Source organism: Bacillus sp. MC1252 (assembly GCF_056838025.1).
In genome coordinates, this window is the sequence record NZ_CM166369.1 from 3587475 (window position 1) to 3604986 (window position 17512).

Genomic DNA, 17512 nt, shown 5'->3' on the forward strand with positions numbered 1-17512 from the left:
CCTCCTATTTCACTATTGTCATCATGACATCCGTTGGCTGACATGTCGAATGTTCCTCTACAATCACATCTTCGTACGCTTGTGTATTGGTGATGATAACTGGTGTGATTGTTTTTAATCCCTTGCCTTCAATCACCTCTTGATCAAATGTCATCAACAAGTCACCCTTCTTCACCTTGTCGCCTTCTTGGATATTGAGTGTAAATGCTGAGCCATCTAGGGAAACCGTATCAATTCCGACATGAACAAGTAACTCCACACCGAATTCTGAACGCAGCCCAATGGCGTGCTTTGTCGGTGCAAGCATGACGACACTGCCGTCAAACGGTGCATACAGCTTATTGTCTGTTGGCTCAATGGCAATCCCTTTGCCCATCGCTCCGGAGCTAAACACGGCATCCGGCACCTCAGATAATGGGAGCACTTTTCCTGCAAGTGGTGCAGTAATCATTTCCTCATTGTTCATCGAAGCATTCGTTTTTTCTTCATCTTGATCTTTCACAGATGCTTCACCGGCTGTCTGTTCTACCGTATCTTCCCCATAACCAAACATTTGAATGAGCACAACTGGTAAAATCAGCGCAATTGCCACACCAATCAAAATACCAAAGATCGACGTTGGATAATCTGCACTAATTCCGTTCACAATCGTCAGCGGACCAGGCAAACCTGCATACGCAAAGTAATAGGGCGTAAAGAAGCTGGCGACAATGGCACCAATCGCTCCAGAAATACATCCGAAAATAAATGGTTTTTTGAAGCGTAAGGTGACCCCATAAATCGCAGGCTCTGTAATTCCGAAGAGACCCGTGATACCCGCTGAGACCCCGACTTTCCGTGTTTCTCGATTTCTTGCTTTTAAAATAACGCCTAACACTGCACCGACCTGAGCGATAACAGCGATGGTTTGATATGCCTGGAAGGAGTCACGTCCATACTGTTCGAAGTTGGCCAGCACCATCGGCGTGATGCCCCAGTGAACACCGAAAATGACAAGCACTTGCCAGAATCCGCCGATAATGGCGCCTGCTAATGCCGGTACATTGTCAGCTAAGACATTGTATCCGTTTGCAATCCCATTTGCACCTGCTGTCGAAAGAGGACCAATTAATAGAATGGTTAACGGGACCATGACGACCATACAGATAAATGGGACAAATAACGGTTTGACGACCTCATGAATTCGTTTGTTTAAAAATCTCTCCAGATAAGAAAGAATCCATACTAAGAACAGCGGCGGCAATACCGATGATGTATAGACCGTTTCAGATAATGCAATGCCTAAAAAGGTAACGCCTTCACCTGATGCCACGCGCCCAGCAATCTCTGTCCAAGCTGGACTGACAAGCGCTGCTGTACAAGCTACTGCGATATACATATTCGTTTTAAAGTGCTTGGCTGCTGTTATTGCAATAAAGATTGGCAAGAACGTAAACGGCGCCCAGGAAATGAAGCTAAAGACTTCATATGTTCCAGTTTTCGAGAAGATTGGAAATAACAGGTTAATTAGGATAAGTGCACCTTGTAAAATACCAGCCGCAGCCAAAATATACACAAATGGCGCAAACACAGCGGACATGGTCGCGATGACTCGGTTCAGCACCGTTCCCTTGTTCTCATTTGCCTGATCATCATCAGACGATTGAAGCTGAACAAGACTGGAAAAATGCTCGTATACCTCACCAACATGCTGACCGATGACGACCTGAAATTGCCCACCATTTTCCACCACGGTAATAACGCCAGGCATCGCATTGACTGCTTCCTTGGCCTTCGGATTTGAACGTTTCAGAACCAAACGCAGCCGCGTGGCGCATCTTGCGGCACTCACCACATTTTCCTCTCCGCCCACTGCCTCTAAGATGTCTTCTGCAAGCTTTTGATAATCCCTCACTTTTGACATATACCCCCCTTATCACTACTAGTATATGTACATTATAATTATACCGGTACAATTTATCAATACATATATAATTACAGATGGCATATCAAAGGAAAATCCGTATGTGCTATAATACAAAGACAATAAATCGTGAAAACAAAGAGGAATGGCTATGTTAAAGTATCAACAAATTGCGAGCGATATTGAAAAATATATTGTCACCCATGAGCTGCAGCAAGGTGACAAACTCCCTGTACTCGAGACACTCATGAGCCAATTTTCGGTGAGCAAAAGTACAATTATCAAATCATTAGACTTACTCGAAAGAAAAGGAATTGTCTATCAGGTGAGGGGCAGCGGGATCTTTGTCAGAAGACACCGGCGCAAGGGCTACATCAGCCTTTTATCCAACCAAGGGTTTAAAAAAGATTTAGAGGAATTTCAACTGACATCAGAGGTTTTAACATTAGACACCATCAAACCGCCAGAAGAAGCTGCGCTTAATTTGAACATTGAACAAGAAGAGGATGTCTTTTACCTCAAACGTATTCGTTACATCAATGGACAAACCTTATGTTTAGAAGAATCCTATTATCGGAAGACCATTATTCCCTACCTCAACACGGAAATCGCCGCCGATTCCGTTTTTAAATTCGTCAGCGAAGGTCTGGGACTCAAAGTCGGCTTTTCTGATATGTACATGCAAGTAGGCAAACTGAACGAAACCGAAGCGAAACACCTCGGCCTCAAACAAGACGATCCCGCCCTCCGCGTCGAGACTGTCTTTCACCTCACAAACGGCCAGCCCTTCGACTTCTCAAAAATCACGTACAACTACATGCAGTCTCAATTTTTTATTCAAGCGAATAATTATTATGGGTGATGGACGGGAAAAGCCTCCTGAGACAATCAGGAGGCTTGTTTGTCGTATGAAGAAGTGTCGCATGATGAATGTTTTGCAGAATATGAGGCATCACCGCTTACCTCATCAGTTAATGAAAGACCGTTTCGATTCCGCAGCAGCAATACAATCCCTAATTCGGATACGAGCTTCGCAATGTTATGACTCACGCCAGACTGTGTCAGCCCAAGTTTCCCCCCCCCCGCTTTTGTAAAACTGCCGCATTCGACGACTGTTAGAAATACTTTGTATTGGAATGTGATCAGTTTGGTCACCTCACAAGCTCAATTTAGATCTTGGCAAAATCTACTGTTAGACATTTCTTTGATTTTTCGATTTAAATGTTGTTCTATCAATTGAAAGCATGTCTGCTGAATCCATAAACGTTTAAAAGTATAGAGCTGTTCTTTTTCATCACCATGCAAATCTTCATCTTTCTCCAACTGGAAATCTGTTAAGTCTATTTTTTCATGAACATACATTTTAGTAAAGACATGAGCATTGTGAAAATCGATCATATGCTCTACTAAAGAAGAGATCGTGGTGATAAAGTCATCAAATGTATCTTCTTCAAGCGTTTTTTTGAGATCGAGATTACTATGAACATCAATTGAGATGTAATTATCTCTTTCATCCAATTCTTCTTGGGGAGCTAGCGGATAATCGTGAGTCGTTGCTTTTCTATTTAAATCTGTAATGGAGAAATAAATAATGATTTCTTTTTTATCGAGAAATTCATACTCCCATAATTCTGCATCTCTTAATCTTATGATACGGGTGAGGTTGTCCAACTTTTAAACCCTCCATTTGATTAATAAGATCGTTGAAATGTTTCTTAATTCGTCGTTGTCGACGACGAAGACCTAGACGCAGCTTCATCAGCCTTCACACAATCAATAGCAACAACCAGCGCAATCATCATAGGCTCCATCTCTTCTTTCAAAATATCGACCTTATAACTATCTCCCCAAGTAAACCATTCCTTCTTCACCTGTCCGATCACTTCGCCGTTCTGCAGCACTTGGAAATTCATATCCCACCAGTTGCCTTGAACTTCTATCCCCACTGCATCAATCGAATATTTTGCTTTAAAGAACGTAAACTCTTTTTTGATCGTCAATACCTCTTGACCACCAACTTCTACTAAAAACTTCGGTAAAAAACTAAACATCTTTTTCGTAATCACGGCAATTTCGTCTCGTTCTGTATTCAGTATGGTGAACGTCTTCGGCATCTTCATAAAGCTACCCTCGACCACATACACATCGTTCTCCTGCTGATCCTTTACCGTAAATCTGCCACTGAGACTAAATACCTTTTGCTTCATATAAAGTTGTTTCATATGTACCTCCAATTTAATATTTAATTAAAATCTCTCTTATATCGAACAGCTAGGTATACTCCTGAAGCGAGAGTTGCAAGAGAATATTTAAACAAAAAGAAGATTTGCCACATATATTCTTTTGGAAAAATCACGTCACATAAAATTACTCCGAATAACATGCAGAGGCAACCTTTTAAAGTGATTTGATTTGTCCTTTCGTCACTCTTTCCAATTCGTTTAAGGAATACAATTGTTAGAATTAATCCCACTAAAAGCATAGCAAACCCAATACCAAGGAGCATGTTCCAATTATCAGTTGATGATTCCACCCAAGTTTTTAAAGGATAAAAGATTGTATTTGTAAGATCTCCCTTATTTTCCATTATTCTCAATTCCTTTCACATAAGTAAAAATATCGTTAACATCAACTTTGAAGAAATTCGCAATACGAAAGGCTAACAGTAAGGTAGGAACATAATTTCCTTTTTCCATTACGAAAATGGTTTGTTTAGAAACACCGACTTTCTCAGCAAGCTCTTGCTGAGACATTCTGGCAAGCACCCGATATTCATAAACCTTATTAGATATCGAATCACCAAAATCTCCCTTCATATCCATCACCTCTTAAAAAAAATCATAAACTAATCGTTTACAAAAGTAAAGTAAACTTATATAAAATAACAATATACTTTTCAAAAAGGGATTTCTTTGAGGCTAATTTTTGTTGTAGCATTAACATAGGTTAATCTTTGGCGTTATGCATCGGCCTGCTCAGTGAAACAGGAGAAATACCGATATACGAGGCATCATGATATTGAGCGATACGTTGAACTAAGCCTAGATATTTCAACAAAATGATTAATAGGTGAGGTTATCATTGCAGCTAGTTCTTGGCTTTATAACAAGATTAGTAATTATACAGTAAAAAAGCAGCAGATACTGCGGCTAAAAAGATTCCAAAAGCTTAAAAAAGTCAGGGGGGTAAGGTTGATTTAAAAAAGTTTAAAGACAAGCATGGAAAAACGCCAGCTCAAAAAACAAGCGGTACCTTTAAAAACGGTAAATGTAATAACAAAAGATGTAGGGAAACGCAAGGCATCACTAGATAAGTATGGTAATGTAATCGTGAACAAAAGAAGAAACTATGAAAAGAAAATGGTCATTTTAGTGCCATCAATTGAACTAAACAGTGTGATTTGGATAGATGAAAACAACGAGCTACAAATCAAACCTACTTGGGATTGTGTCATTATTATTAATGCTAAAAATATGTCTGTCACAGTTCGTGATGCAGAAGATGTTGTAGGCTTGCCATAGAAATTAGTCTCATTTGACACATAGCAAATGAGACTTTTCTTCACTAACTACTCCTTTGGAAAAAACGTAGTAAATGTCGTTCCTTCTTCATTGCTTTCTACCTCAATAGAAGCATCGTGATAAGAGAGAACTTCTTGTACAATTGATAATCCCAGACCCATTCCTTCTTTATTTCGTGCTTGATCCACCCGGTAGAATCGTTCAAATATTTTTTCCAATGTCTCTTTTTCTATTCCAATCCCCGTATCTCTGATCTTCACGACCGCTTCTGATTCATTTTCTTCACAATGAATACTGATCTCTCCGTACTCTTTATTGTATTTAATCGCATTGACAATTAAGTTCTCCCATACGTTGATCAGCAATGTACGGTCAGCATACACGGTGACAGGCTGTAAATCGATCTTAATTTCTAACCCCTTCTCTTCTATCCGCCATAGCATTGAATGAACCACTTGATGAAGCTGATCATCGATCCTGACTAGTTGTTTATTCGTTGGATATGTCCCCTGATCAATTGAAGTAAGAATGAGGAGTTGTTTCGTTAAGTTTGATAATCGCTTCGCTTCTGTTTGAATAATGTGATTGTATTTTTTCCCTTCGCTTGACGAAAGCTCCCCATCTAGTAATTCAGAATACCCCCGGATATTGAGTAACGGTGATTGGAAATCGTGCGAGACGTTATTCACGAATTTCTTTCTCGCTTGATCTGTATTCTCCAACTTCTGCTGCATCATCCGAAAGCTATCGGCAAGCTGCCCAATTTCATCTTTGCGGTTAATCATTAATGGGTACTGGAAATTATGGTTGGCCATCTCTTGCGTTGCACTCGTCAATTCTGAAAGGGATTGGGTGACCTTTCGAGACATCAATAAAATGCCAATGATGCTGCTAATAAATACGGCGAATATAAACCCAAATATAATCAAATGAAATTCTGTGAAAAGGCTAATGTTATTCGGACGTAAAAATAATCCCCATTCTTCCCCTTCAATTTCTATTTTCGTTCCCACTGTATTCTGTATATCATTTGCGAAATGACTCATGATTAAATATGAATTTTTAAAGGATTTGATCCCGTTGTAAGCTTTCTCGCCTTCAAATAAGGCGTGCATTTGGTCATTCCATTGTGTCGTTTTAAAGGGTTCACCAAACATCCGAATTTCTCTATCTTCTTTAACCAATGCAATTTGATACCCTAGATCGCTCATGGTTTGCAGAAAATCGGAAGATGCCTGTAATGTGATTTCGTGTTCTTTGATTTGTTTCGATAACTGCTCCGCAATGACTAAATAACGATCATTTAATTGTTCTTTTACAAAGGCATTGTAAATCAAATTCGAACAAATAAATCCAACAAAGATGCTGATACAAACAATCAAACACGTATATAACATAAATCGTTGTTGTAGTCTCATTCTTTTACCTCTAGTTGATAGCCAAAACCACGAATTGTCACAATTTCAACATTCGCTTCAGCTCTTTTTAATCTTTCGCGAATGCGGTTAATGTGAGTGTTTAATGTGAATTCGGGTTGTTCTAACGTATCCCCCCAAATGTCATCAATTAAATCCCAGCGGCTCACATTGCGGTTTGCCCGCTGCAGCAGATAATGGAGAATTTCTAATTCCCGCATGGGCCAGATATATTGTTGATTCTCAATCATTAATTCCCAACGGTTCGTATCAATCTGAATATTCCCCGCAGTTGTTAAAGCTTCTATGGATTTACGATATCTTCGTAAAATGGCATTTACACGGAATAGCAGTTCCTTCGTTTCAAATGGTTTGACGATATAATCATCAATCCCTTGTTCAAATCCTTGCTGTTTATCTTCAATTTGCCCTTTCGCTGTCAGCATAATGACAGGCAGTTCATATTGTTTGATAACAATGCTAGCCAGCTGAAAGCCATCCATTCCAGGCATCATCACATCAATGATCATGAGATCAAATGACTGATGTTGCAAAAAAGCAAGCGCTGCCTCAGCATTGCTTGCTTTTATCACGTGATATCCCGCCTGCTCTAAATGGATGGACACTAATTGCAAAATGGCTTCATCATCATCCACAACCAATACATGCAATTAACCTTCCTCCTTTATCACCTTATCTTTGTCTTTTTCAAAGAATAATATGAGCGACGGCAGCAACATTCCTCGAACTAAGAATGTATCGATGATAATCCCAATAGCGACAATAAATCCAAAGATAAATAAATCGGTAATGGGCATGGTCATTAATGCGGCAAACGTTGCGGCAAGAATGATCCCCGCTGAAGAAATGACCCCTCCTGTGTTTCGTATCGCCACTTGTAATGCAGCTTTGACGTGTAACGTTTTACGTTCTTCTAAGAAACGGCTCACAAGGATGATATTATAGTCAATTCCTAAAGCCACTAAAAAGATAAAGGCATATACAGGGGCACGAGTGGAAATGGCATCATATCCAAATAACACATCGACTAAGAAAATGCCTAACCCTAAAGCAGATACAAAGGAGATTAAAATCGTCGCCATCATATAAATCGACATTTTGATCGAGCGTGTCAGAACGAGTAACAAGAGAAGAATGAGTAACGTTTCCAGCAAAACAATCTTTTTAATATCTGATTGATTCACTTGTTGTTCATCCACTAATTTAGCCGTTGTGCCCGCAAAAGATAGCTGAACCTCTTGACCATCTGATAAACGATAGGTGGATTGATCTGTACGGAATTCTTTTAAAAATTCAATGGCCTCTATACTGTATGGATTCACCTTCAGTGATACAGTCATTTTGCCATGCTCTCCATTTTTGGTAACTCCCGAAGGACGAGCCGACCCTATCTGGTCATTTTCTGAGAAATGAGAAGAGATTTCTTGTAAATGTTCCTGAGATAGGTTTTGACCGGTCACTAGCACCGTTGTCTGGGCTAGATCTCCTTTATTAAATTGATCCTCGACGATTTCAAATGCGACACGAGAAGGTAAATCCTTCGGGAAATTTTTCACTGAGTTAAATTCATACTGTAAATTGAAAACATTCGCCCCTGTCACAAGTAAAAACAGTAAGACAGCACCACCAATCAATCCTGGTTTTCGAACAACAAACTTTGCAATAGGCCCCCAAATGCCATGCTTCACTTCTCTCGCTTCACCATATTTGGGCACTTTCGGCCAAAATGCTTTACGGCCAAATAACGCAAACAATGCTGGGATTAGTGTAACAGAAGCCATCATAATGATCACCATCGCAGCACCGAAGATTGGAGCAAAGTTTTGATAATCACGGAAATCTGCCACAAATAAAATGATCATTGCCGCGAATACTGTACCTCCTGCAAATAATACGGGTTTTGCCGTTGCACGCATTGCCACTTTCATCGCTTCATATTGATTTTCATCATGATTCAACTCTTCACGATAGCGAGAAAAAACAAATAATGAATAATCAATCACAGCCGCAAATAATAAAATACTCATAATAGAAGTGGTCGAGTTATTGATTTCAAGTCCACCGACGCCAAGTAAAGCGACGACTTGATTTACCACTTGATAGACAATCACCGTTGCAAATAATGGGATGATCGCTAATAACGGGGAACGGTAAATGGCTATCAATAAAACCAAAATGATCGCAACGGTGGCTAATAACAGCTTCAAGTCAGCAGATTCAAATAACTTAACAGTATCTCCAGCTATACCTGCTGGGCCCGTAATATAAAAATCTGTATCTAACCCTTTTGCTATCTTTTTACCAACCTTTGTTGTTTCATCATTAATCTCTGCATAATCAGCATTGCCTAATCCGGCTTTCAAATTCATTGGCACAATCATAGTAGATTGATCTTCTGATAAAAATGCGGATAACGCTTGAGGAGGCAATGCGGTAACATCGACAATGTCTTCAATCCCCTCAATTTTTGCCTCTTTGATTCCTCTTATAATCGTTTTTACATCTTTGATAGCCAGCTTGCCATCAGGATGATGGAAGACATATAACCCCGGAGTCCCTTTGTCACTTGGGAAATACTGATCTAACTGCTTTTGTGTCACAATAGACTGAGCATCACTAGGTAAAGACTGAAAGTTACTCACTTTATGATCGCCCAATGTAGGACCAGCACTCAACCCTATCATGAGAACAAGCCAAATGATAACGGTCAGCCAAGCTCCCTTTTTTGTAGAAATTTTATCAATAAATGATCTAAATAAACTCACCGATTGTTCTCCTCCTTTTCTCACCGCTTCGAGTATATCGCTCGTATATAAACTTGATATAAACTCAGTGGAAGAAGGAGGCATGAAAATAAAAAAGCAGAGGTTTATCCCTCTGCTAATCCTTCATAACCATTTACAAAATAAGCGATCGTCTCTAACTCATCTTCTTTCAATTCTCTGTTCACATGTGCTTGATATTCACTCTTGATTCTCTGCTGATCTCCACCATAAAGATCAGTGTATTTCGCAATCATCCTAAGTTTTTCTGTTTCCTGACGAAACTCCTCTTTTGTCCACGGCCTTTGGTGTGACGGAATATACGTATCGGCATCAAAAGCATCTAATTCATCTAAAAGACGCAAGATTTCTTTTACCGTATAATGTACTTTTTCAGCATACATTTTCGGATAAATGCAATCAGCAAGAAACAGGATTTTCTCTTCTTTCACATATACGATCACTGAATCTGCGGCATGATCGCCCCCAACATGTTGCACGACACAAGTAACCCCGCCAAGATCAATTTCCATCCGATGATCAAACGTGACATTCGGTAAAACCACCTGAATCTCTCGATGATCCTGATATTCTTCCTTGATGGCTTTCGCACAGAACTCAATCTCCGTCCCTTCCCTCACCCGCTCATCAATCGCCTCATCTGACCAAGAAAACGGAAGAAGCTTCTCCATTTCCTTTCTGGTTTTTGCAGAAGCAATTGAAATCGTATCAGGCAATGCCGGCAGACCAAAGATATGATCCCAATGCCAATGTGTGAGGACAACCAGATCGGGCGAGGCGTTCTCATTTTTTAATGTTTCTTTGATGAAATAGTTCGCATGATTTTCCGAGTTGCCGGCATCGATCATTAATGTTTTGTTATTGCCTACGACCACGCCTAGGATGGGGCGGTCGGTTCTTGATACTGGTGTGATGTAGGAGAAGGTTTGGCCTAATTTTTTGATTGTGTGCATGGTGTGCCTGCTTTCTTAAATGTATATTGAACTACTTATGTTCTTCTAAATACGCCGCTAAGCGTGATCCAGTTGTACGTATATATTATAAGTGCGGAAATTCACTTATTATTATAGTCCTTAATAATTGATATAGTCTTGTTTGCAACATCACTTCCCAAAGATGCATACAATTTCTTATCACCAATAATATAAAATTCTTCTTTAGCTCGTGTAGCCGCAACATTCATTATATTTGGGTCGGAAACAGCCCATTTTGCTGCCCCACTGCTATTTGAATCTGCTCCAAGGACAAAATAGACAATTTTCGCTTCTTTTCCTTGAAAAGTATGAACAGTACCTACATTTGTTGGCTTACCATCTTGTCTTTTAGTAAAGTCAATTTCTTCTAAAACTTTTGCAATTTGGTAAGCCACGTTTTTAAATGGAGAAATCACATAGATTTCATCAGCTAAATCTGAATTCACTTGTAATCGCTCAGTAATTTGATTTTTCAGTAACTCAGCTTGTTCTTTAACATATTTATCATTTGCTTTTCCAGCAGAATGAAGCCACTCTGATGTCCCTTGCACCTCATCTTCATTTTTACCTTGTACCATTAAACCATCATAAGATATTTCATTAGAAATAGTGAACATCGGATAGTTTGAACGTCTATGTACCCACAGTGGAATACCAACCCATTCGTCTTCGTTTTTTTGGAATCCATACTGACTAGTATCGTCTACTATTGTTTGAGTGGATGCATCAGCAGAGACAAATTTTTCGTCTACATTATAGTGTCTTCCAATCAAAGTTAAAACATTTGGATCTAAAGTTAATACTGGCTTTATTTGTGAGGGGTCACCAACAACCATTACTTTTTTACTTCTAAAAATGGCTCCGACACTAGCCTGTGGTAATGCTTGACCAGCCTCGTCAATGAATAAGTTTCCAATTGAATTTCCCTTGAGGTTTTTAAACATTCGACCAAAACTTGCAAAAGTAGTACTGATAACTGGCACAGCGAAATTGATCCATTGCCATGCTTCTGAAATTAACTCATGGCCATTCTCTTTTGCAATGTAATTAGATTGTTTATTCCAAATAATCCTTGCCGCTTTTAAATTTCTTACGTTCTCATAGAGGAATCGCTTTCTAACTTTTAAAGCCGAAATAAATAATTCTGATTGTAAAATTCGAAACTCCTTTGTAAACCAAGGTTTAGACTTTTGAAGTTCTTCATATGATAGAGAAAAATCTATTTCCTTTATTCCACTTTGTGATTTGTTCTTTTCAAATGAATCAATTTCTTTTTTCATTTTTTCCAGATCATTATTCTTAGTGTTCACCCATCGTTCAAAGGTAGATTTTCTTTCCTGCATTTGTTTTTGAGTATACTCTTTTTTAACAGCATTTTTCTCTAGATCATTTACAAGCCGCCTAGAGTTATTTTCACGTTTTGTTTCTTGTTGAGATAGATCATTTAAGTGTTCATTCACGATGCTGAGATTTTTGAAATACTGTTCAACTTTCAACCTATTAAATATTTTCTGAAACCATAAAAAACTCGGTTTTTGTGAAGTAAGAACATGATAATTTCGTTCAGCTTGAATTTTTTCCCTCGATAAATTTTCGAGTTCAACAGAAACACTGGATAAAGCTTTTTGAAATTTTAATCTCTCTTCTCGCAATCTCTCAATTTCAGCTTTGGCTTCTTTTTCATTACTAGTCAAAACAGTTTGTTTTTTCTTTTTTTCTTTTTCAAATTCTTTAACTTGATTTATATATTTAATCTTTAGTTTTCGTAGATAATATATTTTTTGGCTATATTCTTCCGCTTTGTCTCTTTCAACTTTCAATTGATTATAAAGCCTTGTGAATTCCTGATATACATCACTATTCGATTGTTCATTTTCTTCTAAATCTTTTTCAATTGCTTCTATATTGAGAAGCAATTTATTCATGTTGATTGAATTTCCACCTTCTAATGAAAAAACACCCCAATTTTTATCATTGAGCAGTTCACTTATAATGTATCGATCCTTCCCAAATCCTTCCCCTGTTAGTTGAGAATTAGAGATATCTTTGAAATAATTTGCTTTCTCTAATTGATCTTGAAAACATTCTGAAATCTCTTTTTTCTTCGGTAATTCATTAACGATATTTTGGACTGCTCCATTATTTGAACTTGCCACAATAATATTTTTATCTGAAATAGATCGTGGTAAAACGCCAAATTTAGCATTTTTCCAATAGGTCAGACTGCCTTGAACCACTTTATTAGAAAGTTTTGACATAGCTAGCGCCTGTTGTACGACTAAATCAGCAAAAACATCCTTCAACAATGTTGTCTTCCCTGTTCCTGGTGGTCCGTTAACACTACGGATATCGTTTTTGTCGTTTAAAGCTAAATTAACAGCAGCTTGTTGCATAAATGAGAGTGCATAATCAGGGTTTGTTGGAAAACGTCCTAACGGATAATATTTTGGTTTTAAAGCAATCTCCTCAAAAATATGTGCATTAAAGTGCTCAGACTTTTTATGACTGTCTAAATTTCTCCTATCTCCAGTAAACCCATTAAAATATCTGTTTATATTTTCAGTATCTATTAACTTTGCCATTTTTAAATCTTCAATAAAGAAGGAATGTAGATTAATATCCTCATTATCCAAATGTCGTACAAATTTATAGCGGAAATTATTCACTGAAACATTATACTTTTGTATAAGTTCAGAAAACACTTTATGAAAATCCTCTTCAAATTTTCGATTTAATTCTTCTCTAAATAAAGTTTCAACTTTTAAGAAATCATCAGGTAAATGACCATTTTCACGAATATAGCCGCTCATTGTTAAAAACAACTTATCAGCTATCAGGTTAAGTTGATGATCAAAATATAAAGCGAAAGTAAATTTTTCTGAATTACTGATTTCCTCATAAGTTTTATCAATATTATATTTTTCTCTCAATATATCAACAACTTCTTGAAAATTGAAAATACCAAAGTAAAATACGATTCCAGACTTGTTAAAGGCCTTATCTGACATATTATTTTGTTGCTTTTGATGAGATAAAAAATTCATAAAAAAATTTTGCCAATCTTCCTCAAAATGATTTAATGTCTTTAATATTTTTTCTTTTTTGTTAATTGACCCTTCCGATAACTGCTCTATTGTAATCCACGCATTTAAAATGTCTTCCTTTTTATTCATGTTATATCTCCTATTATCATGCATATTTAAATATGGACAATTATACTTTTGAATAGTCTTTGAGTCTTTAACCATTAAATAATAACATACTTTTCCAGTATCGCTCAATTCCATATTGCACCTAATATGAAGCAGCAAAATATCACCTAAACGTATTCCAAAAAGTCTTTTATAGTAACCTTTCTTTTGATTTAAACACTAGTTTATTTTATTACGCCATTAATTAAATAAAGCGTCATTCAATTCTATTGAATGACGCTTGCTTGATCTATAAATTAACTAATTCTGTTCTCTTTTTTTGAAAAGATAAACCATCCATTCCAACAGAACCATAATAAATAGCTAATCTATCCATTTTACCAATAATACCCACTGGATAATCTGCTTCTCCAATGAAATCTTCAAAATCATCTGGATGGACATCAACTTCAATTTCGTGACCAATGAACGCATGATGATAAGAGATATCCTGATAAAGTTCGATTAAAAACTGTAGCATTTGATTTTGAAGAATAAATACTTCTTGAGAGGCTACTTCTTCCCAATTAAAATCTAGTAAGAAACCAAAGTATCCATCTTCTATATGAATTGTTAACCTTACTGGTTTAGAGCTATTAAATAGATTTAATACTTCAAATTCTGTATAGTGACCAGACAAATTTGCATCTTCGATGATATTTTTACTTATACTTTGTTCAATCCAATTTTCTCCATCTGGATCTATACTATACTTTACTTTCTTAAAGGACACGTCCCTTTTTTTTAAGGAATTTACGAAAGACTGAAAGATTGGTATATGATCATTTTCACGAAAAACAACACCAACATTTACAGATCCACCTATACCCATTATTGATCACCTCTTAACTATTAACTCACCGATTCTAACATAGTTATTTTTTTGTTTCGTTGAGAGCTTATAACCTGTAATAAATTCACCGTTCTGCTTGAAAAATGCAGCTTTATTCCCCTTTAAATGCATCATAACGTAACCTGATTGTCCACTATGCTTTGTTCTATATACATGACTTGAACGACTTACGTGGTTTCTTAGAGCTGTTTCAAATTTTTTTGCATTTGCCTTGCTATAAGATCCTTTTACACCAAAATCAACAGCATGTTTAAATTTCTTTTGTAGCTGCACAGATTTAAACGTAACTGCAGTAACAGCTCTTAAAATTTGACTTCTTGTATACATCTTAAAAGCAATCTTAGCAGAAGTTCTGATAATCACACCTAAAATAATAGCTGGTAAAATAGAAGCCTCAATTTCTTCAGAATTAACAGTGTTTTTTTCACCAGAGTCTTTATCTGTTAAGGTAGCTTTAAACGTTTCATTATCCGCCTCTTCAACGGCAATGTCATATTCTTTGTTAATAAGTTTACCATTTTCATCAATAATAGATGACGTAAAGTTCATTTCTTCCGTTTCTAAGCTCATTTCAAGGTCACCCTTAACTTCAAGATCGTCTGAGTTAAAGGTAGTTTCAATATGAAGTGATTCTTCTTCTAAGTCAATTAAATTAATATCCAATTCATCAGTATAATCAATATTTAATTCATCATAGACTTCCTGCTTAATCTCATCAAACTGATTTTCTAATAATTGATTATTTACTTCATTAGTTTCACTAATCGCTTCGGCTTGATTTATTGGTAAATTTACAATTACCATCGCAGTCACTATTAATATAGTTATTATTTTTTTACAATTCATTTTAGGCTCCTTTATGATTATAGATTATTAATCCGTTCCCTTGCTCATCATCATTTAAAGATTGAACTTTTCGGGATTCTTGTTTCAACTTTTTCATAAGTTCATCAACATTTAACTTCTTAGATTTACTCAAGTAATCCTGAACATACAGTGAAATTAAACCAGTAACATGTCCGGCTGCAAAGGAGGTTCCAGTAAACAAACTATATTCCCCCCTATGATTAGTAGAGAGTATATCAACTCCTGGTGCAATATAATCTATCTTTCCTCTTGCCGCTGAGCTTGGCCTTTTAAGATTTTTTTTAATAGAATTAACTGATATCACATTTGTGTATTTCGCTGGATACTCTACACCAGTTCCATATGTATTACCTGCTGCAGCTACTATAATTATTCCATGTGACACTGCTTTATCAATGGATGACTTTAATTTAGCTTTATTAGTAACTACTCCTGAACTGATATTGATTATATGTACACCTTCTTTTATGCTCCATTCAATACCCTTTATTAAAGAATCAACATCTCCTTTACCTTGTTGATTTAAAACCTTAACATCATAAAGCTCCACACCTGAATGATTGTAACTTGTTATACCTTTATTAGATTGTCTTGCTCCAATGATTCCTGCCACGGCAGTGCCATGACCAAAATCATCGGTGACAGGTCTTTTGGGAGTAACAGCATTATATTCCTTTTTAACAATATCTTTTAAATCCTGATGTTGTTGATTAATACCACTGTCTAAGATAGCTATTTTAACTTTAGTTCTTCCTTCGCTTCTCCCACTGTTCATATATGGATCAAGCAACTTAATATTCCATTGAATTTTTTTATCTTCACTGAAGTTATGTTTCTCACTCTCTTTATTTATATTGTTTAAGTCATTTAATACAAAAAAAACAAAAACGAAAACCATAACTATTATGCTAATTATAATCCCATACATTTTTATTCTTATAAGAACCATCTCCAATTCGTGACTGAAGTATCACTCAAATTCAAATACACAAACATAATATCTTATAATAATGGTAAATTCAATATTTAAATCCATAATTAGTTATTTAATGAAGTAATTATTTTATCTATTATTTTTTAATCATAAATACAGATTTTGAAGTTTTGGACGTAAAAAGATCTCACTCACTTATGATAAGGCTCCCCCCGCACAATCCGAAACGCACGATAAACCTGCTCCACCAACACCAACCTCATCAACTGATGCGGAAACGTCATCCTCGAAAACGACAGTTTCTCATTCGCACGCTGCATGACGGCGTCGCTTAAGCCAAGGGATCCGCCTATGACGAAACATACTTTGCTTTTTCCGTATGTTGCCAGCTTATCTATTGTATCGGCTAATTCTTCGGAACTTTTCATTTTTCCTTCGATGGCGAGGGCGATGACGTGGGCGTCTGGGTTGATTTTGCTTAGGATGCGTTCTCCTTCTTTGTCTTTGATGATTTTCATGTCTTGATCGCTGAGGTGTTCGGGCGCTTTTTCGTCCGCGAGCTCAATGATCTCCATTTTCGCATAGGCCTGTAATCGTTTTGTGTATTCGGCTATGCCTTGCTTTAAATACTTCTCTTTTAATTTTCCTACTGTGATAATTGATATATTCACAGGTCATCCCCACCTTAAGAACAAGTTATTCATATAAGTTATCAACAATTGTGGATAAAATTTGTGTATTTTGTGTCCGATCATTCGTTCCCCACTATATATATTGCAGGTTCAGCGCACAATTCACAGGTTGTGGATAAGCTGTGTGTATGTTCGATTTTTCTGAATTCTGGTGGCAGTTCGTGATCATCTATGTACATGTCTAGGACGGTTTCAATGTGTTCTCCACAAGCATAAAATATTTTGTTCATAAGTTTCTTATTCCTCCAATATGTTCTCCGGTTATTCACATTATTTCGCTCATTGTTCAATATAACCGATTTATTCACATGTTAATAGTCTTTTGCCATTTTCCACACCTTTTGTCCACAAACAAAAC

Annotated in this window: 17 protein-coding genes and 2 pseudogenes; 2 read left to right on the forward strand and 17 right to left on the reverse strand. The window is 36.9% G+C overall.

Annotation, left to right across the window (positions count from 1 at the left end):
• Window positions 1–4 precede the first annotated feature (4 nt).
• Window positions 5–1903 (reverse strand): beta-glucoside-specific PTS transporter subunit IIABC, encoded by a 1899-nt coding sequence (locus ACYH0L_RS18460; RefSeq protein ID WP_482354227.1) that lies wholly within the window; start codon window positions 1901–1903, stop codon window positions 5–7.
• 151 nt (window positions 1904–2054) lie between these two features.
• Between ACYH0L_RS18460 and ACYH0L_RS18465 the strand changes: the two genes are divergently transcribed.
• Window positions 2055–2765 (forward strand): GntR family transcriptional regulator, encoded by a 711-nt coding sequence (locus tag ACYH0L_RS18465; RefSeq protein WP_099727280.1) that lies wholly within the window; start codon window positions 2055–2057, stop codon window positions 2763–2765.
• 49 nt (window positions 2766–2814) lie between these two features.
• On the opposite strand, the pseudogene ACYH0L_RS18470 reads toward ACYH0L_RS18465, so the two are convergent.
• From ACYH0L_RS18470 to ACYH0L_RS18495, 6 genes and pseudogenes are all read right to left on the reverse strand, one after another.
• Window positions 2815–3046, reverse strand: a pseudogene (locus ACYH0L_RS18470) (helix-turn-helix domain-containing protein); the annotation flags it as partial.
• A gap of 21 nt (window positions 3047–3067) precedes the next feature.
• Window positions 3068–3574: a hypothetical protein gene (locus ACYH0L_RS18475; RefSeq protein WP_099727281.1), complete on the reverse strand. Its 507-nt coding sequence runs from the start codon at window positions 3572–3574 to the stop codon at window positions 3068–3070.
• A 44-nt stretch (window positions 3575–3618) separates the two neighbouring features.
• The gene (locus ACYH0L_RS18480; RefSeq protein ID WP_482354228.1) at window positions 3619–4125 is read right to left on the reverse strand and encodes an LURP-one-related/scramblase family protein; all 507 of its coding nucleotides are present in this window, start codon (window positions 4123–4125) and stop codon (window positions 3619–3621) included.
• A gap of 20 nt (window positions 4126–4145) precedes the next feature.
• Window positions 4146–4490, reverse strand: a complete 345-nt coding sequence (locus ACYH0L_RS18485; RefSeq protein ID WP_482354229.1) for a DUF2178 domain-containing protein — start codon at window positions 4488–4490, stop codon at window positions 4146–4148.
• Window positions 4480–4719, reverse strand: coding sequence for a helix-turn-helix transcriptional regulator (locus ACYH0L_RS18490; RefSeq protein WP_482354230.1), 240 nt, complete (start codon window positions 4717–4719; stop codon window positions 4480–4482). Before ACYH0L_RS18490 ends, ACYH0L_RS18485 begins: the two co-directional genes overlap by 11 nt.
• A 130-nt stretch (window positions 4720–4849) precedes the next feature.
• A pseudogene (locus tag ACYH0L_RS18495) lies at window positions 4850–4960 on the reverse strand (Crp/Fnr family transcriptional regulator); the annotation flags it as partial.
• A gap of 161 nt (window positions 4961–5121) precedes the next feature.
• On the opposite strand from ACYH0L_RS18495, the gene ACYH0L_RS18500 reads away from it, so the two are divergent.
• Entirely contained in the window at window positions 5122–5424 is a 303-nt protein-coding gene (locus ACYH0L_RS18500; protein ID WP_257213735.1) for a hypothetical protein, read from the forward strand.
• Between the two features lie 47 nt (window positions 5425–5471).
• Here ACYH0L_RS18500 and ACYH0L_RS18505 read toward each other — a convergent pair whose 3' ends face one another.
• The 10 genes from ACYH0L_RS18505 to ACYH0L_RS18550 all read right to left on the reverse strand — a co-directional run bounded on the left by ACYH0L_RS18505 (window position 5472) and on the right by ACYH0L_RS18550 (window position 17384).
• A complete protein-coding gene (locus tag ACYH0L_RS18505) occupies window positions 5472–6842 on the reverse strand; it encodes a sensor histidine kinase (protein ID WP_482354231.1) in 1371 nt (456 codons plus the stop codon).
• Window positions 6839–7510: a response regulator transcription factor gene (locus tag ACYH0L_RS18510; protein ID WP_230031400.1), complete on the reverse strand. Its 672-nt coding sequence runs from the start codon at window positions 7508–7510 to the stop codon at window positions 6839–6841. The genes ACYH0L_RS18505 and ACYH0L_RS18510 overlap by 4 nt, the downstream gene beginning before the upstream one ends.
• Window positions 7511–9625, reverse strand: coding sequence for an MMPL family transporter (locus tag ACYH0L_RS18515; protein ID WP_482354232.1), 2115 nt, complete (start codon window positions 9623–9625; stop codon window positions 7511–7513). It abuts the gene before it with no gap.
• A 104-nt stretch (window positions 9626–9729) separates the two neighbouring features.
• A complete protein-coding gene (locus ACYH0L_RS18520) occupies window positions 9730–10596 on the reverse strand; it encodes an MBL fold metallo-hydrolase (RefSeq protein ID WP_482354233.1) in 867 nt (288 codons plus the stop codon).
• Between the two features lie 101 nt (window positions 10597–10697).
• Window positions 10698–13790 carry an AAA domain-containing protein gene (locus ACYH0L_RS18525; protein ID WP_230031403.1) on the reverse strand — a complete coding sequence of 1031 codons (3093 nt, stop codon included), beginning with the start codon at window positions 13788–13790 and terminating at the stop codon, window positions 10698–10700.
• Between the two features lie 268 nt (window positions 13791–14058).
• Complete coding sequence (locus tag ACYH0L_RS18530) at window positions 14059–14640, reverse strand: Imm64 family immunity protein (protein ID WP_482354234.1); 582 nt, start codon at window positions 14638–14640, stop codon at window positions 14059–14061.
• A 6-nt stretch (window positions 14641–14646) separates the two neighbouring features.
• Window positions 14647–15507, reverse strand: a complete 861-nt coding sequence (locus ACYH0L_RS18535) for an SAR2788 family putative toxin (protein ID WP_482354235.1) — start codon at window positions 15505–15507, stop codon at window positions 14647–14649.
• A 1-nt stretch (window position 15508) separates the two neighbouring features.
• Window positions 15509–16426 carry a S8 family peptidase gene (locus ACYH0L_RS18540; protein ID WP_482354236.1) on the reverse strand — a complete coding sequence of 306 codons (918 nt, stop codon included), beginning with the start codon at window positions 16424–16426 and terminating at the stop codon, window positions 15509–15511.
• A gap of 227 nt (window positions 16427–16653) precedes the next feature.
• On the reverse strand, window positions 16654–17133 hold the full coding sequence (gene rlmH, locus ACYH0L_RS18545) for a 23S rRNA (pseudouridine(1915)-N(3))-methyltransferase RlmH (protein ID WP_249704716.1): 480 nt from the start codon (window positions 17131–17133) through the stop codon (window positions 16654–16656).
• Window positions 17134–17213: 80 nt separating this feature from the next.
• Window positions 17214–17384 (reverse strand): CxxH/CxxC protein, encoded by a 171-nt coding sequence (locus ACYH0L_RS18550; protein WP_327925011.1) that lies wholly within the window; start codon window positions 17382–17384, stop codon window positions 17214–17216.
• Window positions 17385–17512 lie beyond the last annotated feature (128 nt).